Consider the following 23970-nt stretch of genomic DNA (forward strand, 5'->3'; position numbering starts at 1 on the left):
TAAACCGCGAAGTTATACTTTTTGGACTGCCTTTACGCTACCATTCGCGATGACTATGAAACCAGGATGCAATTCTTTGACGAGATTAAAACGAGAGGGGTAAGAGGTTTAGAAGATGAGGGATTGTTTGTATTACATTATTCATTTTTATAATTAACTGTGAAATGGAAGAAATTATACTCTCAATTACATATTTTACTTCCTATTTAGGTTTATTTTAATCTAATAATGTCATTTTTTTAGCTATAACTTCTCTACTATGTTTATCTTTTCTTATGACTTTTCGTTTTGCTAATACTACTGAAATAGAATCGCCTTCCTCAATATCATTTAATGATAGTTCCTCATTAGATTGATCAATAATAACACTCTTCTTATTAACTTTGACTTCACACATATAGGCTACATCTTCACCATTACCAAACTGTAAAACAGGACAGCTATCTATTATACATTACCATTGTTTTTATCAACTACTGTACCCTGAAAAGATTTTGTACTAAGCGCTAAGAAAAAAGTTGCCCCTATTACTACAATAATAAATAAAAATATGATTATTTTTTTCAATCTATCCTACCTCCTTCGTTATTAAAGTAAAGTATAATTCAGATTTCCAATCTCAATCTGAATTTGCCTCTTTTAGATTTATATCAAACTGAATTTTAAAAAGGAGTTTATATCTAATGCATCGGATGTTGCCTTACTAATATTACTCCTAAAATGCTATGACAAAAAAGTGTATGTAAACACAAAAAAGGAACATTTCTCCTTTCTTCTTACCCTTTTGTTACAATCGATGTAAATTTATGGGTTATATTATACAGTTTTGTTACATTATTATTAAAAATGTTTAATGCTAATTTGTTTTATGGTAGATTGGGTAAGGTAGAAGATTTGAATTAAAGATAAATAGAGATATATAGTAGTTGGGGTTATAGGAGGAAGTTAGTATGCGAGAAAGTATGAAGGGGTTCGTGAAGCATCTGACAGTTGCTGGTGTTGTAGCATTAGGCTTTTCGTCACAAGTTGCTTTAGCGGAAGATACCGAACTAAACGAAGTCTACCATGTATATGTAGACAGTGAGCATGTAGGTATTGTAGAAGACAAGGCAGTAGTAGAGAATTACATTTCTGAAAAAATCTCTGATCATCAAGATAAGAAGAACTTTACTTATACTGTAAATGAAGAGATTGACTATGTTCCAGAAACAGTTTTTTCTTCTGAAGCAGATAATCAGGAAGTAATAGATTATTTGCAAGAGGAACTAAGCGTAGCTGTAGAAGCACAAGGTTTAATGATTGGTGACGAAGTAGCTGGTTATTTCCCCGAAAAAGAACAAGCAGAACAAGTCATCCAAAAGTATAAAGAGCAATATGTTAGTGCAGACGTATTAAAAAAGATAGATAATGATTCAGAAGAAACATCTGAACCATTATCAGTAGGGGAGTCTCATATTATAGACGTTTCACTAACAAAAGAAGTTTCAATAAAACCTAAAAAAGTTCCAGAAGACAAAGTTTTAACTGTTGAAGAAGGTATTACATTATTGGAAAAAGGCACATTAGAAAACAAAAAGCATGTGGTGGAAGCTGGAGATGTTTTAGGAAGTATTGCCAGTCAGTATGACCTTTCATTGGACAAGTTACTTGAACTAAATCCAGGTTTGACAGAGGAATCACTCATTCAAATCGGTGACGAATTAAATGTCACTGCTTATGAACCATATGTCCAAGTTGTCGTAACAGAAGAAAAACTGGACGAAGAAGAAATTGCCTATGAAACTGAAATAGAAGAATCAGAAGAGATGTACAAAGGCGAAGAAAAAGTGAAACAAGAAGGCGAAAATGGTACCGTTGAAAAACATTACCGTGTTGAAAAAGTTAACGGAAAGACGGTAGACACAGAAGTCTTAGAAGAAAATGTAACGAAAGAGCCTACCAAGAAAATAATCGTTAAAGGTACAAAAGTTGTTTCTTCACGAGGAACTGGACAACTCAGTTGGCCAGCGGTCGGTGGAAGTATTACAAGCCATGTAGGTCAACGATGGGGTTCTTACCATAAAGGTATTGATATCGCAGGTGTAAGTAACCGCACGATTTCAGCTGCCGATAACGGATCAGTTGCTTCAGCCGGATGGGATAGTGGTGGTTATGGTAACAAAGTTGTCATTAATCATAACAACGGTTATCGTACAGTTTATGCCCACTTAAAATCAATCAGTGTTTCAGCAGGTCAAACGGTAGAAAAAGGACAAAAAATTGGTGTAATGGGAACAACTGGTTTCTCAACAGGCATCCATTTACACTTTGAAGTATATAAAGACGGGTCATTAGTAAACCCAGCTAACTTATTCTAAACACCTATACAATATAACTCAAAATTATATAGAAACAAACCCTTGTTGCAGCATTGTAGCAAGGGTTTTTTGCGAATATGATAGGATGATTGTTACTATATATAGTAGCAATAAGACATTTTTGTTAATTTCGGTTAGAATAAGGATATAAGTAAAAATATAATGAAAAAAGGACGTGCTTTTAATGAGTCAAAAAATATTAGTGGTAGATGACGAAAAGCCAATTGCAGATATATTAAAATTCAACTTAGAAAAAGAAGGCTATGAAGTATTGTGTGCATATGATGGAGACGAAGCAATCGAACTCGCAACAAATGAAGATCCTGATTTAATTTTGTTAGACATTATGTTACCAAAAAAAGATGGAAATGAAGTATGCCGGGAAGTAAGAAAAACACATAGTATGCCGATTATTATGCTTACTGCAAAAGATGCAGAAATTGATAAAGTCCTTGGCCTTGAACTAGGAGCGGATGACTATGTGACAAAACCATTCAGTAATAGAGAGTTAACTGCTAGGGTGAAGGCAAATTTAAGACGTTTGCAGGTAGAACCAGCTAACCAAAAGAACGAAACAAGTGATATTACGATCGGTTCGCTAGTGATTCATCCCGATGCATATACGGTTACAAGAGATGGTGACTATATCGAGTTAACACACCGGGAATTTGAATTACTCCATTATCTTGCTCGCCATATTGGTCAGGTCATGACTAGAGAGCATTTGTTAGAGACGGTATGGGGCTATGATTATTATGGTGATGTCCGTACGGTCGATGTAACGGTAAGAAGGCTTAGAGAGAAAATTGAGGATAATCCGAGTAATCCATTGTGGATTGTAACAAGAAGAGGTGTCGGATATTATTTACGAAATCCTGAACAGGGGTAATGTTACATGAATAAAGTTAGCTTTTTTCAATCGATTCGGTTAAAAATTATTGTGATACTTTCTTTGTTTCTTTTATTGGCAGTCCAAGTAATTGGTACGTATTTTGGCCAAAAATTAGAAACTACTTTGTTAGCAAGCCACAAGGAGAGTGTGGATGATCGATTACAGGTCTTACGAACCAATGTAGAGGAAGCATTTCGTAAAGATCGATCAGATGATGGCGAAGGATTAACATTACAGGAAGAAGTTAGAGATATTACAGCCAGATATTCTAATGAAATTTTCTCTGATTTAAAAGTAATTGATTCACAATTCCGAGTTTTAGGTGCGAATAGAATTGATATGATCGGTAAAAAGATTTCGGGAAACAATATGATAAGTCTTGCCTTGTTACATGGACAGCCATACACAGATACAAGACGAAACATATATACACAAGATCGCGTATTTGTCCGTACATTACCGATTATGGATGGAGATGTAGCTGTCGGTGCGATTTATTCTGAGGCATCTATTGAGGAAGTGTATGATCAATTACGGGAAATTAATCAGATATTTTTAAATGGGACAATCCTAGCAGTTATTGTATCGATTGTATTAGGTATTCTGGTAGCACGAACGATCACTAAGCCTATTACTGAAATGCGGAAACAAGCTATGGGTATGGCTCGTGGAGATTTCTCCAAGAAAGTAAATGTATATGGTCAGGATGAGATTGGGCAATTAGCTACCACCTTTAACGATATGAATGACCGGTTAAAACTGGCAAATCAAACGACGGAAGAAGAGCGCAGAAAATTAAGCTCTGTACTATCCAATATGTCTGATGGTGTCATTGCTACTGATGAAAGAGGAAAAATTACGTTAATGAATGACCCTGCAACTCACTTAATCGGGATGTCCTTGCATGAGGCTAAAGGACAGCCTATTGCGGAGGTATTACAGATTGAAGATAAATTAGTGGATGTTAATGAATTAGAAGAATTAGGTTCACTTACAGTAGATTTTAGTGATGAAGAACAACTCTTTTTAATTAAAGCTAACTTTTCTATTGTACAGGATGAAGAGAGAAATTTTATGGGGCTTATTACGGTGATTAGTGATGTAACCGAACAGGAGAAAGTAGACAGGGAGCGTAAGGAATTTGTCTCCAATGTATCGCATGAATTAAGAACACCACTAACCACGATGAGAAGTTACCTCGAAGCATTAACAGATGGTGGTGCGTGGGAAGATAAAGATTTAGCACCGCAATTTTTACAAGTTACACAAAATGAAACGGAAAGAATGATCCGCTTAGTTAATGATTTACTGCAATTATCAAAGATGGATCATAAAGAAAGTGTGATATATAAGGAAAGAATTGATATTATTCCAGTATTCCATCATATCTTGGATCGATTTGAGATGAATAAGACAGAATTAATACATTTCGAGCGTAAAATTCCGAATGAACGAATTTTTGTCTGGGTAGATCAAGATAAAATTACCCAAGTGACAGATAATATTTTGTCTAATGCGATCAAGTATTCTCCAGAAGGTGGAAAAATTATATTCCAGGTTGTGAAAGAATCTCATCGTCTGCGGATCAGTATTAGTGATCAAGGGTTAGGTATTGCCCGCGAAAAAGTGGAAAAGATTTTTGAGCGTTTTTATCGTGTTGATAAAGCACGCTCAAGAGAATTAGGTGGAACTGGTTTAGGACTTGCAATTTCCAAGGAAATAATTGAAGATCATCATGGTCAGATTTGGGCTTCAAGTAAAGAGGGAAAGGGAACCACCATTTATTTCACGCTACCGCTTATGAAACGAAAGCGAGGTAGTAGAAAATGAGAATAGATTTTGAGATTATTAAAACGATCTTACTTGTGTTCTTAGTTTCATTAAGCTTGTTATTAACATTAGGTATTTGGAATTATCAAGGTGAGTATGAGCCTTCCAATACTGATTTAGCAAGAGATGCACAATTAAATGGTTCAGACGAAACAAAGAAAAATCTAATTAAGCCTTCACAAATAGTCATTCATGACGGTGAATCACTATTAGGATTTAGCGATAAGCAGGTGGAATTAGAAGTTTTCCAGGATATGTCAGAATGGTCATTGTATAACTTTAACATGATTTCGGAAAATGAAGATATGAATGTAAATGAAGCGGATCATATAATGGAAATTATTTTCCCGACTTCGATTCCATCTACACTTATCAAAGAAATTTTTACGACAGATGATATGATGATTGATAGTAAATTCAAACGGATTTATTTAATTGCTGATGAAAACAGGCAAAATCAACAGATCATATTTGATAATATAAGTCAAGATGGAATCGATATTCGGGCAAATGTGCAGAACATGGCACAGGTTGTGAAATATTTTGAACAGATGCAATTAGACCATGATTTCATTAATTATGAGAAAGTAGATCTTGAGAATGAGAGACAGATATATATTCCAAAAGAGACTAATATTGTAGGGTGGAAATTTCGTTATGAGACGATCAATCCAGATACCAATACTTTTCAATCAATCTTTTTCCGTGACCCTACCACTATTGCAAGCTCGATGAATGCAGAGGGAGCTCACGTATATGGTGATGATCAGCGTGAAGTCTTAGTTAGAGGTTATGCAATGGAATTCACTGATTTTTCTACATCTGAAAATCAGCAAGAGCAGGACTCTATACCTGAAGAGACCGGCAATTTAGGTGATTTCCTGATTTCCAGCTCAATTGAGTATATTAATTCACATGATGGTTGGTTTGTTAATCAAGGGATTCAATACCGCTTGGATAACTTAAGCGAAATTTCTAATTTGGTGGAATACCGAATGATGTATCAAAATTATCCGATATTTTCAAACAATGGACTAGCATCAATGTCTGTCGAGTACCAAAACCTAGACGAGTATCAATATAACCGACCATTAATGCAATTAACATTTTCATATGAGCGTGCACCAACTAAGTTAATGACCAGTCAAGAATTGATAAATCACCTTCAGAATTCAGATCAAATTTCATTTAGTGAGATATTAGATATTCAAATAGGTTACCGAATTGAACAAGGTGGTCAAGTATTTGATTTGATTCCAACTTGGTGTATCAAGACTTTTTCAGGTTGGGAATATGTAACAGGTAATGAAAGTAGTACACAAGGAGGGGAAACAAATGCAATGGGATCAAATTAAAACACTGTTTATCCTTTGCTTTCTTGTCCTTGACATTTTCCTGTTACATCATTTCATTAATAATTCAAACTCGGGTTATGAATATACAGAAGAAGTTCCAATAGAAGAGAATGTTCGGAATAATGTCAATGGCTTAGATAATTTACCAGAAGAATATCCTACTGAAGAGGCTGTGTTAAATGCCGAGAGAAGAGAATTTTCAGAGTCAGAGGTAACAGAAATAGGAGAACTGCCGAATCAGAAAAGTATAATTGTTGACAATCACCTTATCATATCCAAATTTGATCTGCCATTAGCGATTAATGTGGAAGAAAACACGGAAGCATTAGGTGAGCATATCTGGAACTTTGATCAGTATCAATATTTTGGCAAAGACGAAAAATCTAATACGTTTATTTTTTTCCAGAAGTTAGATCGTCCTATTTATTTTAATCTTAGTGGCGTGTTATTAGTACAAGTGAATGAAAAGGATGAAGTAACGAGATATGTACAAACCATTCTGGAAAAAGCAGATGAACAACCAGAGTCCGACCCGGAGGAAATTAACAGTCCGTTCAATGCATTGACAGGACTATATTTGCAAGACGGTTTTATCGGTTCTGATGATGAAATAACCGATGAAGTAACATTAGGTTACCACAACTTACTTCCATTACCAAATGGCGTTCAAGTGTTGGCACCGACATGGGAATTTGAAGTAAACGATGAGAAATATTATTATGTAAATGCAATTGAAAGTCACTTAACATCTAGAAATACTAATGAATTCATTAGGGACATGAAGAAGCAAATTAATGATTACTATACGCAAAGCGGTACAGCAGCATTTGAGATTACAAATAAAGAAGAATGGGACGAAAAGGATCTGAATTTATTTATAGAACAGCTTTTAGAAAATCAAAAAGAAACTGGAGAAACAAATGGAGTGGAGTAAAAATGACGTTACATTTTAGTGTACTAGCATCCGGTAGTACGGGGAATGCTTTTTATATAGGAACGGAAAAAGAGAAGATTTTAGTAGATGCAGGGTTGAGTGGAAAAGAAATGACTCGTTTGTTCTCAGAGATCCACATTGATCCCAACAGCCTTTCCAAAATATTAGTTACTCATGAACATAGTGATCATATTAAAGGTTTAGGGATATTTGCTAGAAAGTATAATTTACCGATTTACGCTAACGAAAAAACATGGAAAGCGATGGATGGTGCAATCGGTAAAATTGAGCTTGATCAGAAATTTGTGTTTAAGACGGAAGAAACAAAAACCTTTGGAGATATCGATGTTGAGTCTTTTGCTGTGTCTCATGATGCAGCAGAACCAATGTTTTATACCTTCCATCATAATGGCAAGAAAGTAGCACTGGTAACCGACTTAGGTTATGTTTCAGAACGAATTAAGAAAACCGTACAAGGAGCAGATGCTCTTATTTTTGAAGCAAATCATGATGTGGAAATGTTAAGAATGGGTCGTTATCCATGGAGTGTAAAAAGGCGTATATTGGGCGACAATGGCCATGTTTCTAACGATGACTGTGCGGTTGCATTAAAAGATATCATTGATAATGAAACAAAACGTATTTATTTAGCACATTTAAGCAAAGATAATAACATGAAGGATTTAGCAAGAATGTCAGTGGAAAATGGTTTAAACGATTTTGGTTTTACCGTGGGTGATCACGTTACTTTGCATGATACGGATCCTAAGTCACCGACACCTATTTATGATGTAGTATAAGTGAAAGAAGGTGAAGTAATGGGCTATTATGATGACCATTACAGGCCGAGGCAAGCCTCGAAAAAGAGAAGTTGGCAGACGCCTTTTGTCATTGGATTGGTTCTAGGCGCTTTTCTGTTTGCCGTCATATTGCCATCGCTAGTAAATAATAATCTTTTACCATACCAAATAGTGATCAATGATGATACAACAGCCAATCAACACCAATCAGATAATGCAGGAGATAACTTACAACCTTCAGATGTTCGTAATGTACAAGTTGATATTTCTACCAGAATCTCAGAGATAGTTGCGGAAGCGTCTCCAGCTGTTGTAGGTGTCATTAATGTGCAAAGTCAGTCAGATTTTTGGCAACAAGAAGAAGAAGCTGGTCAAGGAGGAACAGGCTCTGGTGTCATTTATAAGATAGAGGGTGATAAAGCCTTTATTGTAACAAATCATCACGTTATACAAGGGTCAGATCAAGTAGAAATCCTTCTACCAGATGAGACACAAGTAAAGGCTAAACTGATTGGTAGTGATTTGTATACTGATTTAGCTGTCATCGAAATGGATGCAAGCCATGCAAGTAAAGTCATTGAAATCGGACAATCAGAAGATGTCCATGTAGGAGAACCAGCGATTGCGATTGGTAATCCGTTAGGGCTATACTTGTCTGGTTCAGTTACCCAAGGGATCATTAGTGGAAAACAACGTGCGATTCCACAAGATTTTAATAACGATGGTCGAGCAGATTGGCAAGCGGAAGTTATTCAAACAGACGCTGCGATTAATCCTGGTAATAGTGGTGGTGCATTATTAAATATGGAAGGGCAGTTAATTGGAATTAACTCAATGAAAATTGCCAAGTCTGCGGTGGAAGGTATCGGTTTTGCGATTCCAGTTGATGATGTGATTCCTGTCATTGATGAGTTAGAACGTAATGGAGAAATTACAAGAGCCTTCTTAGGAATTGAAGCTTACTCGTTAAATGATATAGCGGAAGTAGAATGGGAACGAAGCTTGAACCTTCCAGATAGTGTCGTAGGCGGTATTTATATCCGCAATGTTGAAGCTTTGTCACCTGCTGACAAAGGAGGCTTAGAGCCTTACGATGTCATTACCGAGCTTGACGGAGAACCGATTCACGATATTGTGGATTTAAGAAAACATCTCTATTCAGAAAAAACGGTCGGGGATAAATTAACGATTACGTACTATCGTGAGGGTAAACAAAATCAAACAACGGTAGAATTAACGTCATTATCGTACTAAATCGATGTGGATAGGAACTCATAGGAGTTTTTATCCACATTTTTTGTTAGTTATTCACATACTGTGGATATAGTTCTGGATAAATGTCTATATATGGTGTAGAACATAAATTCTTATACGATATATATACGAAAAATGTGAGTATGTGAATAAATTTGTGGATAAACTGTTTGCAGAGCTATTTAGCTGTGAATAAGTGATAAAATTCGTGCATTGTGAACAAAATTGTGGATAAATTATGAGGTATAGTTTGATTTTACATGTAGAAGATAGTATCTTTTAGGAAGTACACTAAAGAAACGATAAGGGAGAGCTATTTATGTATCAAGAACCAATATTTCTTCAACCAATCTTCCAGGAACGGATATGGGGTGGCCAGAAGTTACATACAGAGTTTCACTATACCATTCCTTATGAGAAAACAGGTGAAGCATGGGCAATCTCAGCTCATGAGAATGGGCCGAGTAAAATTATAAATGGTGAATTAAAAGGTCAAACATTATTGGATGCATGGAAGCATCATGGTGAATTATTTAATAAGCCTGTGGATAACCTTGAAGCTTATCCACTGTTAATTAAAATTTTGGATGCAAATGACAATCTTTCTGTACAAGTGCACCCAGATGATCAATATGCTAGAGAAGTTGCTAATGAAGCTTATGGAAAAACAGAATGCTGGTATGTATTAAGTGCGGAAGAAGATGCCGAATTAATTATCGGTCACCATGCACAAACAAGAGAAGAATTAGAGAACATGATTGATCAGGGCAAGTGGGATGATCTCTTGCGTCGTGTCAAAGTAAAAGCAGGCGATTTCGTTTATGTACCAAGTGGAACGATTCATGCGATTGGAAAAGGGATCGTCATTTTAGAAACACAGCAAAGCTCGGATATTACTTACCGAGTGTATGACTATGATCGAACAGATGCAGCGGGTAATACAAGAGAATTACATTTAAAAGAAGCGAAAGAAGTGACGACTGTTCCACATGAAACACCGCAATTAACCCAAGAAGTTGTGGAAAAACAAGGACTAACAGAGAAAAAATTAGTAGAAGAAAAATATTTCACTGTTTATCACTGGGATCTAAATGGCGAAGCAGAGCTAGAAAGAACAGCAGACTTCCTACAGGTAAGTATCATAGACGGAGAGGCTACCATTACGACAGACAACCAAACACATAAAATCCAAAAAGGTGATCACTTCATTATCCCGGCAACTATTCAAAACTATAAACTAAACGGGAATGCGTCATTCATCGTTTCCCATACTTCCTAATAATAGAGGCACTGGAAAGGGCATTAACCATTCACTTTCATAGCGAAAAAATAAATTTATAAGGGAAATAGCATACCAAATCTTACTGATTGGTATGCTATTTGATTTTATCCCGGTGTTAATCGTCCGCAAAACCCCTCACTGAGCCTGCAATAATATACTATATGGAATTACTTTTAAGATGTATAACTATAGGAGAATACTTTGAAAAGGAGTTTTTCTCATGAATATTGCATCTTTTTTAATATACTGTTTGATTGTTACTTTTACGCCGGGTCCCACTAATATCGTTATCTTATCCACAGTTCATCATCTTGGAACCAAAAAAGCAATGGAATATACGTTTGGAGCAACGATTGCTTTTGGTTTATTACTTGCTATTTCAGCTATGTTGAATTCCGTGCTTATAGAGATAATACCAAAAATTTTAACTGTAATGCAGATCATTGGAAGCATATATATGTTTTATCTCGCTTATCAGATTTACAAAGCAGATAGATCCAAACCAACTATAAGTCAAAACGGTACCTTTATGTCAGGTTTCCTAATGCAGTTCCTAAATCCAAAGGTAGTATTATTCACAATGACTGTCATTCCTAGTTTCATCATGCCGTACTATAATGAAGTGTCTGCTGTGACAATAGGTGTTATCGTTATAACTATTATTGGATTTTTAGCATTTATTACATGGGTTCTTTTCGGTACAATCTTCAAGGCGATTTTACAGAGGTATGATAAGATTGTTAATGTATTAATGGCAATATTTTTAGCTTATTCTGGAGTAATGATCTGGATGTAGATAAGCTGTTTCTGAGGTGAATTTAATGGACAAATTTATCTATAAAAAATCAGCAGGTGTTACTGCGTTATCAGCAAGATTAACCGATTTTACTTATAAAAAACACGCTCACAAGGAGTATGCCATAGGTGTAACATTGCGTGGTATTCAACATTTCAACTTGGATGGCAGCCTGCAATTATCATATCCGAATGGTGTTATGCTTTTTAATCCGGAACAAGTACATGACGGCATGGCACATGATAAGGCAGGTCTTGACTATGTTATGTTATATATAGACCCAATATTGCTTTTAGAAATAATTGAAAAAAAGGATATAGTACGTTTCTCAACCCCTATTGTATATGACACACAACTTGAACAAAAAATAGTACGTTTCTCTAATGCGATATTACGTGAAAAAGATGAAGCGTTGTGCAGTGAATTGCTCGTATCCCTTACAGACAGTCTTATTCATACTAATCTATCTACAGACGATAAAAAGGATAACACTCTAATTAGAAAAGCTAAGGATATGCTTCATGCCAACTTAGAAAGTGTACTTAAACTTGACGAGATAAGTGCAGAACTTGACTTATCGAAATTTCAGTTTATTAGATTGTTCAAGGCTCATACTGATATTTCACCATATCAGTACTTTCTTAACTGCAAGATTGAACGTGCGAAGCAAATAATAGAAAAGAATGGAGATATTTATTCGGCCGTAGCTGAATGTGGTTTCGTTGATTTAACGCATTTAAATAAACATTTTAAAAGCGTATATGGAACAACAGCATTTGAATATATGTCACATTTCCATTAGGAGGGATGAAATTGAAGAATCTTATCAATATCATACTCGCTAAAGGGTAGCAATAATTCGGCAGGACGATCGTTAAATAGGTCGTCTTTTTTTGATAGTTCTTCAACAGTTAGGTACGTGCCATCAATAATGGATGAGTCTTTAGGAACTCCCTTTCCCCTTTTTGAGTAATCTTTTGATATGATAAAGATAAGAATTGGCAGAGGAGACGATAAGAATGAAGAACACGAATAATCCCATTCCTCAACAGGTTCATCCAGATTTCAAACAAAAAGATATTCCAATTAAAGACTGTGGTGAACCTTTAATAAAAGTTAGTGAATACAATTCCAAACGAATTACGGAACATCCAATGTACCATCAATGGAATATAAATGGAGCATTGCCTCATTGTTATCTCAGAGAATCGGTATTGCATGCTCTGGAAAAAGCTGCATACCATCTCCCTGATGGCTATCAATTTGTCATATGGGATGGCTATCGCCCTTTTCAAGTACAAAAGGCGATATATGATCAATTTTATAACCAAATAAAACAGCAATACCCGCAAGCTTCAGAAGCGGATTGGAAGGAAAAAACAGAGCAATTTGTGTCATATCCATCTGTAGATGCCGCACATCCAGCTCCCCATATTACCGGTGGGGCCGTCGACTTAACGATTAGAAATGATCAAGATACATTATTGGATTTCGGCACAGCATTTGATGACTTTTCTGCAAAAGCTAATACCGCTTACTATGAGAAGAAGAAACAGACAAGCCTGTTAACTAAGCAAGAAGAAGAGATTTTAGCAAACCGTCGCATGTTATACCATATTTTGATTGATCAAGGATTCACCAACTATCATCAGGAATGGTGGCATTTTGACTATGGGAATCAATGGTGGGCACAAAATACAGAGAAACCTGCTGCCATATACGGTGTCGCTCAATTTAAGGGGGAATGATTGTGAAAAACGAGGATAACACTTTACTGACGCGGTCCTTTAAAAATATCAGTATTCTATTCTTTTTCGTCGTCTTATTACTATTATTTATCGTTATTTTAGTCAATGTTTTGTTAGGTATTTATTCGTGGGATCGTCTTTATATTGATATTGTTAATTCATTAGTCAGTGTCATGATTCCATTGGTACTTTTTAATTTTCTTTATGATTATTTCACTCAAAAACATAAAGACCGTGAACTTTCTGAGAAAATGACAGAAACGATGATGTTAAATCAGGAAGTAATTGATAAGTTTTCGACTGAATCCAAGAAGCAATTTATTCAAAAGTCGACAGAATCTATTTTAGGTAAAACGGTCGGTAATATGCTGTATGAAACATTAATCCATTCTTATTTAACCAAATCTTATCAGTATCGGCACCGGTTTAAATATTATATTTCCTATTTGGATACAAAGGCTGATATGACCTATCAGGTAAATCAGAACAAGCAATTTGTATTTAATAAAGATACTTATTATTGCATCAGACAGGATTTATCATTTGAAAGGGATTTAACAAACTACCAGCAGAGTAATGATGTACGCATCGGTTTCTCCTATAAAGAAAGTACTCTCGATGGGTTATATCAGCGGGCAGAGTTTTTATTCCGTGAAAACTTATGGGTGAATGATGAGCATAATGCATTACTGAAGGAGTTATCTGATCAGGAACTGGAAGAATTCGTTCAAGTATTTTTACAGTTCACGATCGAAATTAATGGACAACCGATATCTTACAGTGTAGTAAATAACGAAGGACATGAAGGCTTTCATTTATTATTAGATATTCCGAAAGAAATACCAGCGGGAGCTTTATCCAAGGTACACTTGCGTTTTCAAATGCCACAACTAAAAAGTCAAAAGAAGTTTATCGTGATGATTTCAGAGCCTACCGAAGATGTTGAAATCATGTTCATGCATTTGGAAAATGAGATGGATGTAGAAGCAATTCCATTCTTAAATGAAGCGGAGTCAATCACTCGTCTGCCGAATGACACGATAAAAATTGATATCCATGATTGGATATTACCACGTGCAGGAGTTGTATTCGTATGGAACGATCAGAGACAAAAATAACAAGGTCTCCTTTTCTCTCAATGTAAAGTTAGTGTTAATTAATGTCAGTATATGTTCCTATTCTATGTGACATTATGTAAAATGGTCATGGGTCCATAGAAGGGGGAACAATCAAATTGAGAAAAAGAAAAATACCATTGAAGGTAAGAATATTTTTGAGTTTTGTGATATTTTTAATCCTTTTTCTTGCAAGCAGTACGTGGAACTTTACCCGTTTTCAACTTATTTCAGAAAGCAATCGTGCTATCGATGAGGAACATTTACCTATGTTGCAAACGGCTACAGACAGCTATACATTAATGTATGAGATCCACAATACATTGCAGGAAATATCGACAACTACCATGAGTGTTTCGTTAAATAATTTTAAAAAAGAAATACAAGGCTCGTTTGATTTACTTGAAAAAGACCTAACACAAATAGAGACATATATCGATAACCTTGAACGTCAGGAAATGCTGGATAGTTACCAAAATTATCTTCAATCATGGCAACAGTATAAGCAAGTGGCAGATCGTGTAATCCAGGCTGCCGAAGATAAAGAAACAACGGTAGCACAGGATGAGTTATACAAGAGTATTGCCTTTTTCGAACGTTCCACACAGGAAATGTCTCATATGCAGGAGCAATTGAATACATATATTTCAGCACAAACAGATTCCTCAGTTAATAGAAGTGAACAAGCGATTCAATCAAGTATCATTATTGCAATCGTAGCTATTTTGTTAGCATGTATATTAGGTTTTCTAACACAAAATTATATACGAAAACCTATTATTCAAATTGCTAATTATGTAGACAGAATGGCAAATGGTGATTTGACAATGCCTGAATTAACACATAAAAGCAAAGATGAACTGGGACGTTTAACAAAAAGTATGAATTTCTTAAAAAATTCCATGCAATCCGTTTTTTTAACGGTATTTAACCATAGTAAGGAATCAACCGACACTAGTACGCATCTCACACTACAAATGAAGGATACTGTAAGTGGGATTGAAGGGGTAACTGCTTCTGTCAGTGAATTCGCAACACAATCCCATACACAATTAGCAGGGATAGAAAAATCAGCAGATTATTTAGGCGATGCTGATCAAATGCTGGATAAAGTAAAGAACATGACAATCGGTATGAATGAGTTAAGTATCGATGCAAACCACAAAGCATTAGCTGGTGTAGAAGAAATGGAACATATACAAATAAAAACAGATCAGATGGATCAAAGTATGCAAGCATCTGTAACAGAACTCCGTTATTTAGAAGAGAAGATGAAAATGATGGATCAGGTCGTCCAAACAATTGATCAAATCGCCGGACAAACGAATTTATTGTCGTTAAATGCACAAGTAGAAGCAGCACGAGCGGGTGAGTATGGAAAAGGTTTTGGTGTAGTAGCAAATGAAATTCGCCAATTAGCAGATCAGTCCAAGAATGCTGCCCAGGAAATAAGTGAAATGATCGCATCGATTCAATTACAAAAATCGAAAGTGAACAGTCAAATCGATCAAACAAGACAACAAACACATGAAACAAAAGATTTGCTACATGATTCTCAGCAACATTTTTACTTTATGAGTGAAGTGACAGAAAAAATAGAACAACAAAGTAATAATATTGTCCCACTAGCCGAAACGATGACCTCCAGGTTAAAAGAAGTATTAACGTTTATCCTTGAAATGAAGCAAACGACAGAGCAATATGTAACAAATGCCGAATCGTTGGTAGCTGTATCAGAGGAGATGAATGCAACGGTAGAGGAAGTAGATCAAGGACTCGACCGTGTGACCAACTCTAGTGAACAATTACATCAAAAAGTTGCCGAATTCAAGGTATAAAAGAACTCGAGTGAAAATTCACTCGAGTTCTTCTACTTTAAAATATCATTAATCGCATCAAGCTCTGCTTGTGTAAAAGTAGTATTATTTAATGCTTTAACATTTTCTTCGATCTGACTAACTTGGCTGGCACCGATTAATGCAGAAACAACGGATTTTTCTTGTAATACCCAGACGAGTGCCATTTGTGCTAAGGATTGCCCACGTTCCCGTGCAATATGATTTAATGCTGTTATCTTCTGTAGCTTATCAGAAGAAACATCACGCTCATTTAAAAATGGAATAAATTCCTTTGCTGCACGGGAATCTCTTGGAATCCCATTTAAGTATTTGTTTGTTAATAGCCCTTGTGCTAAGGGTACATAGGCGATACAGCCAATACCATGTTCAGCTAGTACATCTGTTAAACCGTTTTCTATAGTACGGTCAAGCATGGAATAAGCGGCTTGATGGATGATAAAAGGTGTACCTTGTGCTTTTAATATGTCAATCGCTTGCTTTGTTTGTTCAGCGTTATAGTTGGAGATGCCGACATAAAGTGCTTTTCCTTGTCGGACGGTTTGATCGAGAGCGGCCATTGTTTCTTCAAGAGGTGTCTCTGGATCAGGACGGTGGTGGTAGAATATATCCACATAGTCGAGGTTCATGCGTTGTAAGCTTTGATCAAGACTTGAGATTAAATATTTCCGAGATCCCCAATCTCCATACGGCCCATCCCACATTCTGAAGCCCGCTTTTGTTGAAATGATCATTTCATCGCGGTACTGAGAGAAATCCTCGTTGAGAATGCGTCCAAAGTTTTTCTCTGCTGCCCCTGGAGGTGGCCCATAATTATTAGCAAGGTCAAAATGAGTGATACCTAAATCAAATGCTTTCATTAACATTCTACGCTGATTCTCTAATGTATCCTCTCCACCAAAGTTGTTCCAAAGGCCAAAGGAGATGGCCGGGAGCTTGATACCTGAGTTACCACAACGGTTATACGGTATTTCATGGTAACGTTTTGGATTAGCAATAAACGTCATAAAATTCCTCCCTAATATTTTTAATAGCCTACTTCTACAGCTGCATTGACAATATACATCAGATCGTTCTTGTCTTCTTTTTCTTCGAGAACAATACCCGATGTGGTCGCCATACCGCCATCAATCACTTCAACTGTCACTGTTCCATATGGTATTTCTTGTTTAACTAGTTCCACATCTACTTTTTCTTTATCGATGGGAACGGCTAGTCTAACATTGACTTTCATGTTGTGAAGGTTGTTTTCTGGTAGGTATTCTGCAATTCCTGGCATGGAATTGCAGTGAATGGCATTTTCAACAGCACGAAGACAGGCTTTGGTCACATTTTGTCCATGTACATCTATTCCAGTTCCTGTTTCAATAAATATGATTTTTTCCACGAAATCGCCTCCAAATAGTAAGGATAGAGACAAAGGTGTAAACATCCCCTTTTTTAATGTTAAGGTAAAAGGCTTAGTAAATCAATTAAGAACAACTCGTATCATGTTAATGGATTTGGTAAAATAGTAATAATGATAGTTTTCGGAAGGATGACACACATGAAGATTTCGATTGTAGCGGTAGGAAAGTTAAAAGAGAAATATTTAAAACAGGGTATACAAGAGTATATGAAAAGATTGGGCGCTTATGCCAATATGGAAATAATTGAAGTGCCAGATGAGAAAGCACCAGAAAATATGAGTGAAGCGGAACAAGAGGAAGTAAAACGAAAAGAGGGCGAACGAATCCTGTCGAAAATTTCCCCAGATGCGTACGTTATTTCCCTGGAAATAATGGGACAAACGCCAACCTCCGAGAAATTTGCCGAAAAAATAGAACAATTGATGATTCATGGCAAGAGTAAAATTGTTTTTGTCATTGGTGGTTCGTTGGGGTTGAGTAAGGAAGTGTGTGTGCGGAGTGATTATAAGCTGTCTTTTTCTAAGATGACGTTTCCTCATCAGTTGATGCGGTTGGTTTTGTTGGAGCAGGTTTATCGGGGGTTTAGGATTGTGAAGGGGGAACCGTATCACAAGTAAATGAGGTTCTAAAAAAAGTAGGAAATATCTGAAAATTTTGAAAAGACCATTGCTTTTTCCTCCCATACTATATTATTATAATATTTACTTTTCAAATAAAAGGAGGGTTCAGCGGTGGTTACTTTTATAGCATCTATTGTATTGTTAATTGTTGGCTACATTGTTTACGGGAAGGTGGTTGAAAGGATTTTTGGCATTAATGACCAGAATTCAACACCTGCCTATACAAACAATGATGGTCTTGATTATATGCCAATGAGTTGGTGGAAAGCGAGTTTAATTCAGCTTTTGAATATCGCTGGAACCGGACCGATATTTGGTGCAATAATGGGCGCGCTATATGGCCCAGTCGCATTTATATGGATTGTTATAGGTTGTATTTTTGCTGGGGCGGTACATGATTATTTTTCGGGGATGATATCGCTTAGACATAATGGAGCTCAATTTCCGACGCTTGTCGGTAAATATTTGGGCGGTAAAATGAAATTCGTTACAACGATTGTTTCGATCATATTAATGGTTTTGGTGGCAGCAGCATTTACTGCAGCACCTGCGCAGTTACTTACGCAAATAACACCACTTAACTCTACGACTTGGTTGGTGATTATTTTTGCTTATCTTATACTTGCAGCGATTCTACCAATTAATAAAATAATCGGAAGAGTCTATCCTATCTTTGGAGCAATCTTAATTTTCATGGCCGTGTCAATCGGTGTTGGAATGCTCTTCTTCTTTGATCATCCGATCCCGAATTTAACATTAAGTAATTTACACCCTGGGGAAATGCCTATTTGGCCATTATTAATGGTAACCATATCCTGTGGAGCGATTTCTGGATTTCATAGTACACAAAGTCCCATTTTAGCTCGAACATTAAAAAAAGAAAATGAAGGTAGAAAAGTTTTCTATGGAGCAATGATCGGAGAAGGCGTTATTGCTATGATTTGGGCAGCAGCAGGGATGACCTTTTTTGGTAGTACTGGTGCATTGCAAACAGCATTAGCAGCAGGAGGTCCAGCTGGGGTTGTTAATGAAATCAGTATAACAACGTTAGGTGCATTTGGTGGATTCATCGCCATTTTAGGTATTGTTGTTCTCCCAATTACCACGGGTGATACGGCATTGCGTTCCTCTAGAATGATGCTTGCAGAATTATTGACTCAACTGACGAAAAAAGACTTTAATGGGAAAGGGAAATTAGCTTTCCTTATCATAATTGTGACTGGAACAACGCTATATTTAACTACGATTGATTATAGCTTCCTCTGGCGCTATGTTGGTGGATCGAATCAGATTATTGCTACGGTGATGTTATGGACGGCAGCCATGTACCTAGTGAAAAATAACAAGTTTCATTGGATCTGCAGTATTCCGGCTTTGTTCATGACAGCGGTAGTAAGTACGTATTTCTTCTATGCACCAGAAGGCTTTAATCTGGACTATGGTATTTCTCTAGTTTTAGGAATGGTTATTTGGTTGGCTGTACTCGCTTGGTTTGTATCGCAACTTATTAAACATAAAAGAGCCAGCAATTATGAAGATTCGGAGCTGAAAGTAGGGTAGTGCTGGGCATTGCTAACTCCATTTAGAACATAACGGTAAGCCATAACAAAAGTAGCACCACTCTAAATATAGAATGGTGCTACTTTTTATAAGCCAGTTTTAGAGAGATACAGCTAGTGAATGAACAGTTTTCACCCAAGCTAGATTCTGTAACATAATCTCTTATTGTTTTCGTAATTAAGAAACAAAAAGCTAACTATAATCATTACCCTTGTCTATTCTTTATCTGAAGGTTAGTAATTTTATTTATAGTCTAAGTTGGATCATCATCGTTTTCTTCTTTTTTTCTCATAGCCATATCTGTGATGTATTTAAAGTAATTCTCCAGTTCTTTTAATTCCTCTGGTCCCAAGGCCTTCCAACGATCGATATCGTGAAAGCCCGAATATTCTATGCCAAACTCTTTAAGAAGGCAGTTGACTTCTGAAATTGGGTTGGAATCGTCGCTGTTTTCATTATTAGATTTTCCTGCCAAGTAATCAACTGATACTTCCAAAGATAATGCTAATTTATTTAATGTAGAAATATCTGGTTCTCTTTCTCCATTTTCATACTTAGCAATAGTCGAGTAAGATAGATCAACCTTTTGAGCTAATGCTTTTCTAGAAATATTCCTTTTTAATCTAATGTTTTTTAATCTATTACTGAATTTACTCATTAGTCAGCCTCCATATAACTCATATATTATACTATTTGTCCAAAACACAAAATATATTTAGACAAAATGGGGAAAAAGGGATTGATTTTGGACGTAATGTCCATTATAGTATTATTTAACAGGACATAGCGTCTAATAAAGAAGGTGATTCTATGAGAAGAAACTTAAGGCATATTCGAATTAGTAAAGGTTATAAAGAAGTTGATGTAATCGCACAAAGGGTTGGTATTTCAACATCTTATTATTACAAAATTGAACAAGGAAAAAGAACACCTAGTGTTGATTTGGCTAAAAAAATCGCGGATGTATTAAATTGTACGGTTGATGAGCTTTTCTATAATGAGAGCTTGAACGAAATGTCCAGTAATCCAAGTCGGAATTTGAAAAGGCGGTGAGAGCTATGAGATATGCAATTATTTCAAGATGCATATAAGCTAAATTTAAAGATAAACAGGAAAATAAGGACATGATTTGAGCACTAACATAAAGGAGGATTTTTTACGTATAACTATGAAGATTTTTTGTTGAATCTCATTCGTATATTTAAATTATTGTTCTGATTAATAGCGTTGATGAATTAATGATGGGTTACAAGGTGATGCAGGTTGGAATAAATAGTTGAACCTAATTAGGAGATTGAACATACCAAAAGATTAAGACAAAATATTGACTCTCTCCTCGCTTTACTAGGTACTTGATGTATTTCCACGAAATATTCCTACTATATTTTTCCTTTCCCAATTCATTCAAATCAATATGTACAGTTGAATAAGGAGGTTTCCATATGAATAATAGTGAAGTCGATGTCGACTCATTATTAGAACGAATTGAATTAATGCGAGAAAAATTAGTAGACATAGGATTACGAGAGGGATTAACAGCCCCCTCTACTTTAAAATATAGTGAATTATTAGATGAACAAATAAAAATTTATCAAAAATTAATGAAATAGAAATATAAGGTATTTTAGATAAGTGATATCTATCATCAAAGTCAAGGAACTTTATAACCCTCTACTACATTTTTCCTCTAACAATCGTGGGTTGCCTTTCAATATACATAGAATAAAGTGTTCAAGCTTATCTAGAAGTTAGTAAGGTTACAACTTAAAACGATTATTCCTCCTAAAACGTTTTAACATTTAAATATCCAAGTCTTCATGTTTAGTGCAGAGTATAAGTGGAAAATGAAATATTATAACTTCATGATAAGGAGGTGTTTAGTTGAAATCGTTAGAGCAAGCACTTAAACATAAAGTAGGTCTTGGAACCGCGCCATTAGGGAATATGTTCAGAGACGTTCCCGAAGAGGAAGCATAAAAAACCATACAAACCGCCTGGGATCAAGGGATTCGCTATTTTGATACTGCCCCTTTTTATGGAGCAGGTTTAGCGGAATTCGTTTAGGTGAGACGTTATCAGCGTATAATCGTGATGATTATTTCATAGGGACGAAAGTTGGACGATATATCACTGATGAAAAAGAAGATAAAGAAGGCATATTCCAGGATGGTCGTTAACATAAAGTCATAACGGATTATACGGAGGAAGCCACCATGAAATCTATTGAACAAAGTTTAGACCGGTTAAAAATCGACCGCTTGGATATGGTCTTCGTTCATGATGTTTCCCCTGATTTTCATGGAGATGAATGGATTACAAAGTTTGATGAGGCTAGAAATGGCGCCTTTCGTGTCTTAAGTCGCCTTCGTGAAGAAGGGGTGATCAAATCATGGGGAGTTGGTGTCAATACAACCGAACCTATTGAACTAGTGATGGATTTGGAAGAAGCTCAGCCTGATGTCTGCTTATCTGCCAATCAATACACGCTTTTACAGCATGAGCATGCTTAGAGCGCATGCTGCCAAAAGCTGAGGAAAAAGGTGTAGATATCATTGTAGGAAGTCCATTTAATTCTGGTGTGTTACTTGGAGGAGATCATTTTGATTATGCTAAAGCTGGTGCTGATATATTAAATAAAGTAAAGCAATTAAAAGTAATTGCAGAATATCATAATGTAAGCTTGAAAGCAGCAGCCTTACAATTTTCAACGGCACACCCAGATTTATTTCTCAGCGAGCACCATTGCCAACTAGATAACGAAGTTTTTTCGAGGAGAGATTTGTCACCTTTAAGCACTTATTAAAAATCGGGTGCATTACTGAAGTATAAATGCACCCGATGTAAGTCATAAAAAGAAGTTCATTAAGATAACAGACCTGAAGAGCAGAACTAGTGAATATCCCCTATTCGCAAAGGGGAATTCTGTTCTTGTCTACTATTTTTGCTTCTGGTTAATCATGTATTTGTTTTTGAAAAGCTATGGTCGCACCATTATTTTCTCTTGCAGTCGTTTTCCTTGTTAAAGAAAAAACCGCACACCCTAAAGATACGATAATAAGAACTCCACCAAACCAAGACGTATGAGCTACAGTTCCGGTTTGACTTAACACAATACCACCAAAACCTGATCCAATCGAAATACCAACTTGCAAGGCTGAATTATTAAAGCTTTGCTGAATATCCGATGTAGCAGGATCTGTTTGAATCAAATAGCTTTGTTGTGGAGGAGCTAGGCTCCAGCTTAATGTTGCCCAAATCATCATAATTGGAATAAACACAATAAGCGAAAAAGTAGTGAATGGTAAGATGAATAACACTACAGCAAAAGAAACAATGACGACAATGATACTTTTTTGAGCTCCAATTGAATCGGAAAGAGTCCCTCCGAATGCTCCGCCACTTACTGCTGCAATTCCAAATAATAGATAACAGATACTGATCCAACTAGAATTTAGATGAAGCTCCGTTTCTAAAAATGGAGTAAAGTACGCGTAAAGTGTGTAATGTCCTGCTAGCATAAACATAGTCGCAAGATGTGCACTACCTATTTTTAAGCTGCTTACTGCTTTTAATTGCTGTGAAAGTGGAACGGTGTTTTCTCCAGATATTCGCTCTATAAAGATGGAAATAAGTACAAACGAGCCTACAGATAAAATTGCTATCCCAAGAAAAATAACACGCCAGCCGAATTTATCAGAGATCAAAATTCCTAGTGGCACACCCATAACAAGTGATGAGCTAATACCCATATAAATCAGACCCAGAGCCTTCGCTCGGTGTTCTGGTGCAACAACTTTGGCAGCTATCGTTAAGGATAGTACCACGATAAGCGCTGTACTCATTGCGGTGATAACTCTTGCAATCATCATAAAGGTAAAATTCGGACTGAAATAGGTCATGATATTACCAATGAAGAAAACAGATAAAGATAAGAGATATAATTTCTTACGCTCCATTTTGCTAGTTAAGACTAATAGCACAGGACCGGATATAGCATAAATAAGTGCGAAAATCGTGATAAGTTGTCCTGCTGAGCTTAAAGAGATATTTAGGTCATCTGCAATAGTTGGAAGGATGCCACCAACAATCAACTCAACCAGTCCAACCGCTACAGTGGATAATGCTAATATAAAAACTTTTACATTCATATTCTGTTTTACGT

At 36.1% G+C, this 23970-nt stretch carries 22 protein-coding genes and 1 pseudogene; 18 read left to right on the forward strand and 5 right to left on the reverse strand.

Going from position 1 to position 23970, the window contains the following annotated elements:
* Positions 1–217: 217 nt before the first annotated feature.
* The gene (locus ACTWP4_RS03665) at positions 218–397 is read right to left on the reverse strand and encodes a hypothetical protein (protein ID WP_443127416.1); all 180 of its coding nucleotides are present in this window, start codon (positions 395–397) and stop codon (positions 218–220) included.
* Positions 398–950: 553 nt separating this feature from the next.
* Here ACTWP4_RS03665 and ACTWP4_RS03670 point away from each other — a divergent pair.
* The 13 genes from ACTWP4_RS03670 to ACTWP4_RS03730 all read left to right on the forward strand — a co-directional run bounded on the left by ACTWP4_RS03670 (position 951) and on the right by ACTWP4_RS03730 (position 16201).
* Complete coding sequence (locus ACTWP4_RS03670; protein ID WP_443127417.1) at positions 951–2357, forward strand: peptidoglycan DD-metalloendopeptidase family protein; 1407 nt, start codon at positions 951–953, stop codon at positions 2355–2357.
* A 184-nt stretch (positions 2358–2541) separates the two neighbouring features.
* The gene (gene yycF, locus ACTWP4_RS03675; protein ID WP_443127418.1) at positions 2542–3246 is read left to right on the forward strand and encodes a response regulator YycF; all 705 of its coding nucleotides are present in this window, start codon (positions 2542–2544) and stop codon (positions 3244–3246) included.
* Positions 3247–3252: 6 nt separating this feature from the next.
* The gene (gene walK / locus ACTWP4_RS03680) at positions 3253–5079 is read left to right on the forward strand and encodes a cell wall metabolism sensor histidine kinase WalK (protein WP_443127419.1); all 1827 of its coding nucleotides are present in this window, start codon (positions 3253–3255) and stop codon (positions 5077–5079) included.
* Positions 5076–6434, forward strand: coding sequence for a YycH family regulatory protein (locus ACTWP4_RS03685; protein ID WP_443127420.1), 1359 nt, complete (start codon positions 5076–5078; stop codon positions 6432–6434). Before walK ends, ACTWP4_RS03685 begins: the two co-directional genes overlap by 4 nt.
* Positions 6415–7368: a two-component system regulatory protein YycI gene (locus tag ACTWP4_RS03690; protein ID WP_443127421.1), complete on the forward strand. Its 954-nt coding sequence runs from the start codon at positions 6415–6417 to the stop codon at positions 7366–7368. The genes ACTWP4_RS03685 and ACTWP4_RS03690 overlap by 20 nt, the downstream gene beginning before the upstream one ends.
* A gap of 2 nt (positions 7369–7370) precedes the next feature.
* The gene (locus ACTWP4_RS03695; protein WP_443127422.1) at positions 7371–8168 is read left to right on the forward strand and encodes an MBL fold metallo-hydrolase; all 798 of its coding nucleotides are present in this window, start codon (positions 7371–7373) and stop codon (positions 8166–8168) included.
* Positions 8169–8186: 18 nt separating this feature from the next.
* Positions 8187–9422, forward strand: coding sequence for a S1C family serine protease (locus ACTWP4_RS03700; RefSeq protein ID WP_443127919.1), 1236 nt, complete (start codon positions 8187–8189; stop codon positions 9420–9422).
* Positions 9423–9741: 319 nt separating this feature from the next.
* Entirely contained in the window at positions 9742–10701 is a 960-nt protein-coding gene (manA, locus tag ACTWP4_RS03705) for a mannose-6-phosphate isomerase, class I (protein ID WP_443127423.1), read from the forward strand.
* 223 nt (positions 10702–10924) lie between these two features.
* Complete coding sequence (locus tag ACTWP4_RS03710) at positions 10925–11500, forward strand: LysE family translocator (RefSeq protein WP_443127424.1); 576 nt, start codon at positions 10925–10927, stop codon at positions 11498–11500.
* Positions 11501–11525: 25 nt separating this feature from the next.
* Complete coding sequence (locus ACTWP4_RS03715) at positions 11526–12302, forward strand: AraC family ligand binding domain-containing protein (RefSeq protein ID WP_443127425.1); 777 nt, start codon at positions 11526–11528, stop codon at positions 12300–12302.
* Between the two features lie 217 nt (positions 12303–12519).
* Entirely contained in the window at positions 12520–13248 is a 729-nt protein-coding gene (locus ACTWP4_RS03720) for a M15 family metallopeptidase (protein ID WP_443127426.1), read from the forward strand.
* A 2-nt stretch (positions 13249–13250) separates the two neighbouring features.
* Positions 13251–14366, forward strand: coding sequence for a hypothetical protein (locus tag ACTWP4_RS03725; RefSeq protein ID WP_443127427.1), 1116 nt, complete (start codon positions 13251–13253; stop codon positions 14364–14366).
* 116 nt (positions 14367–14482) lie between these two features.
* Complete coding sequence (locus ACTWP4_RS03730) at positions 14483–16201, forward strand: methyl-accepting chemotaxis protein (protein ID WP_443127428.1); 1719 nt, start codon at positions 14483–14485, stop codon at positions 16199–16201.
* A 32-nt stretch (positions 16202–16233) separates the two neighbouring features.
* On the opposite strand, the gene mgrA is transcribed toward ACTWP4_RS03730, so the two are convergent.
* The gene (gene mgrA, locus ACTWP4_RS03735; protein WP_443127429.1) at positions 16234–17226 is read right to left on the reverse strand and encodes an L-glyceraldehyde 3-phosphate reductase; all 993 of its coding nucleotides are present in this window, start codon (positions 17224–17226) and stop codon (positions 16234–16236) included.
* A gap of 20 nt (positions 17227–17246) precedes the next feature.
* Positions 17247–17606 carry a Lin0512 family protein gene (locus ACTWP4_RS03740; protein ID WP_443127920.1) on the reverse strand — a complete coding sequence of 120 codons (360 nt, stop codon included), beginning with the start codon at positions 17604–17606 and terminating at the stop codon, positions 17247–17249.
* 159 nt (positions 17607–17765) lie between these two features.
* On the opposite strand from ACTWP4_RS03740, the gene rlmH reads away from it, so the two are divergent.
* Together rlmH and ACTWP4_RS03750 are read left to right on the forward strand one after the other, a co-directional pair.
* Positions 17766–18245, forward strand: a complete 480-nt coding sequence (gene rlmH / locus ACTWP4_RS03745; RefSeq protein ID WP_443127430.1) for a 23S rRNA (pseudouridine(1915)-N(3))-methyltransferase RlmH — start codon at positions 17766–17768, stop codon at positions 18243–18245.
* Between the two features lie 114 nt (positions 18246–18359).
* A complete protein-coding gene (locus ACTWP4_RS03750; RefSeq protein ID WP_443127431.1) occupies positions 18360–19808 on the forward strand; it encodes a carbon starvation CstA family protein in 1449 nt (482 codons plus the stop codon).
* Positions 19809–20061: 253 nt separating this feature from the next.
* Here the strand turns inward: ACTWP4_RS03750 and ACTWP4_RS03755 are convergent, their stop codons facing one another.
* Positions 20062–20466, reverse strand: a complete 405-nt coding sequence (locus ACTWP4_RS03755) for a helix-turn-helix domain-containing protein (RefSeq protein ID WP_443127432.1) — start codon at positions 20464–20466, stop codon at positions 20062–20064.
* A gap of 152 nt (positions 20467–20618) precedes the next feature.
* Here ACTWP4_RS03755 and ACTWP4_RS03760 point away from each other — a divergent pair, with 152 nt between their 5' ends.
* The 3 genes and pseudogenes from ACTWP4_RS03760 to ACTWP4_RS03770 form a co-directional block, all read left to right on the forward strand.
* A complete protein-coding gene (locus ACTWP4_RS03760) occupies positions 20619–20861 on the forward strand; it encodes a helix-turn-helix transcriptional regulator (protein ID WP_443127433.1) in 243 nt (80 codons plus the stop codon).
* Positions 20862–21250: 389 nt separating this feature from the next.
* Positions 21251–21418: an aspartyl-phosphate phosphatase Spo0E family protein gene (locus tag ACTWP4_RS03765; RefSeq protein WP_100358452.1), complete on the forward strand. Its 168-nt coding sequence runs from the start codon at positions 21251–21253 to the stop codon at positions 21416–21418.
* Between the two features lie 334 nt (positions 21419–21752).
* A pseudogene (locus ACTWP4_RS03770) lies at positions 21753–22527 on the forward strand (aldo/keto reductase); the annotation flags it as partial.
* A gap of 232 nt (positions 22528–22759) precedes the next feature.
* Here the strand turns inward: ACTWP4_RS03770 and ACTWP4_RS03775 are convergent.
* Entirely contained in the window at positions 22760–23956 is a 1197-nt protein-coding gene (locus ACTWP4_RS03775) for an MFS transporter (protein ID WP_443127434.1), read from the reverse strand.
* Positions 23957–23970 lie beyond the last annotated feature (14 nt).

It is taken from the genome of Gracilibacillus sp. D59 (genome assembly GCF_052246695.1).
Classification (GTDB): Bacteria; Bacillota; Bacilli; order Bacillales; family Amphibacillaceae; genus Gracilibacillus.

Coding starts and splice junctions, on each gene's coding strand:
- ACTWP4_RS03665 (WP_443127416.1), bottom strand. CDS start 397: ATGTGTGAAGTCAAAGTTAATAAGAAGAGTGTTATTATTGATCAATCT.
- ACTWP4_RS03670 (WP_443127417.1), top strand. CDS start 951: ATGCGAGAAAGTATGAAGGGGTTCGTGAAGCATCTGACAGTTGCTGGT.
- yycF (WP_443127418.1), top strand. CDS start 2,542: ATGAGTCAAAAAATATTAGTGGTAGATGACGAAAAGCCAATTGCAGAT.
- walK (WP_443127419.1), top strand. CDS start 3,253: ATGAATAAAGTTAGCTTTTTTCAATCGATTCGGTTAAAAATTATTGTG.
- ACTWP4_RS03685 (WP_443127420.1), top strand. CDS start 5,076: ATGAGAATAGATTTTGAGATTATTAAAACGATCTTACTTGTGTTCTTA.
- ACTWP4_RS03690 (WP_443127421.1), top strand. CDS start 6,415: ATGCAATGGGATCAAATTAAAACACTGTTTATCCTTTGCTTTCTTGTC.
- ACTWP4_RS03695 (WP_443127422.1), top strand. CDS start 7,371: ATGACGTTACATTTTAGTGTACTAGCATCCGGTAGTACGGGGAATGCT.
- ACTWP4_RS03700 (WP_443127919.1), top strand. CDS start 8,187: ATGGGCTATTATGATGACCATTACAGGCCGAGGCAAGCCTCGAAAAAG.
- manA (WP_443127423.1), top strand. CDS start 9,742: ATGTATCAAGAACCAATATTTCTTCAACCAATCTTCCAGGAACGGATA.
- ACTWP4_RS03710 (WP_443127424.1), top strand. CDS start 10,925: ATGAATATTGCATCTTTTTTAATATACTGTTTGATTGTTACTTTTACG.
- ACTWP4_RS03715 (WP_443127425.1), top strand. CDS start 11,526: ATGGACAAATTTATCTATAAAAAATCAGCAGGTGTTACTGCGTTATCA.
- ACTWP4_RS03720 (WP_443127426.1), top strand. CDS start 12,520: ATGAAGAACACGAATAATCCCATTCCTCAACAGGTTCATCCAGATTTC.
- mgrA (WP_443127429.1), bottom strand. CDS start 17,226: ATGACGTTTATTGCTAATCCAAAACGTTACCATGAAATACCGTATAAC.
- rlmH (WP_443127430.1), top strand. CDS start 17,766: ATGAAGATTTCGATTGTAGCGGTAGGAAAGTTAAAAGAGAAATATTTA.
- ACTWP4_RS03755 (WP_443127432.1), bottom strand. CDS start 20,466: ATGAGTAAATTCAGTAATAGATTAAAAAACATTAGATTAAAAAGGAAT.
- ACTWP4_RS03760 (WP_443127433.1), top strand. CDS start 20,619: ATGAGAAGAAACTTAAGGCATATTCGAATTAGTAAAGGTTATAAAGAA.
- ACTWP4_RS03765 (WP_100358452.1), top strand. CDS start 21,251: ATGAATAATAGTGAAGTCGATGTCGACTCATTATTAGAACGAATTGAA.
- ACTWP4_RS03775 (WP_443127434.1), bottom strand. CDS start 23,956: ATGAATGTAAAAGTTTTTATATTAGCATTATCCACTGTAGCGGTTGGA.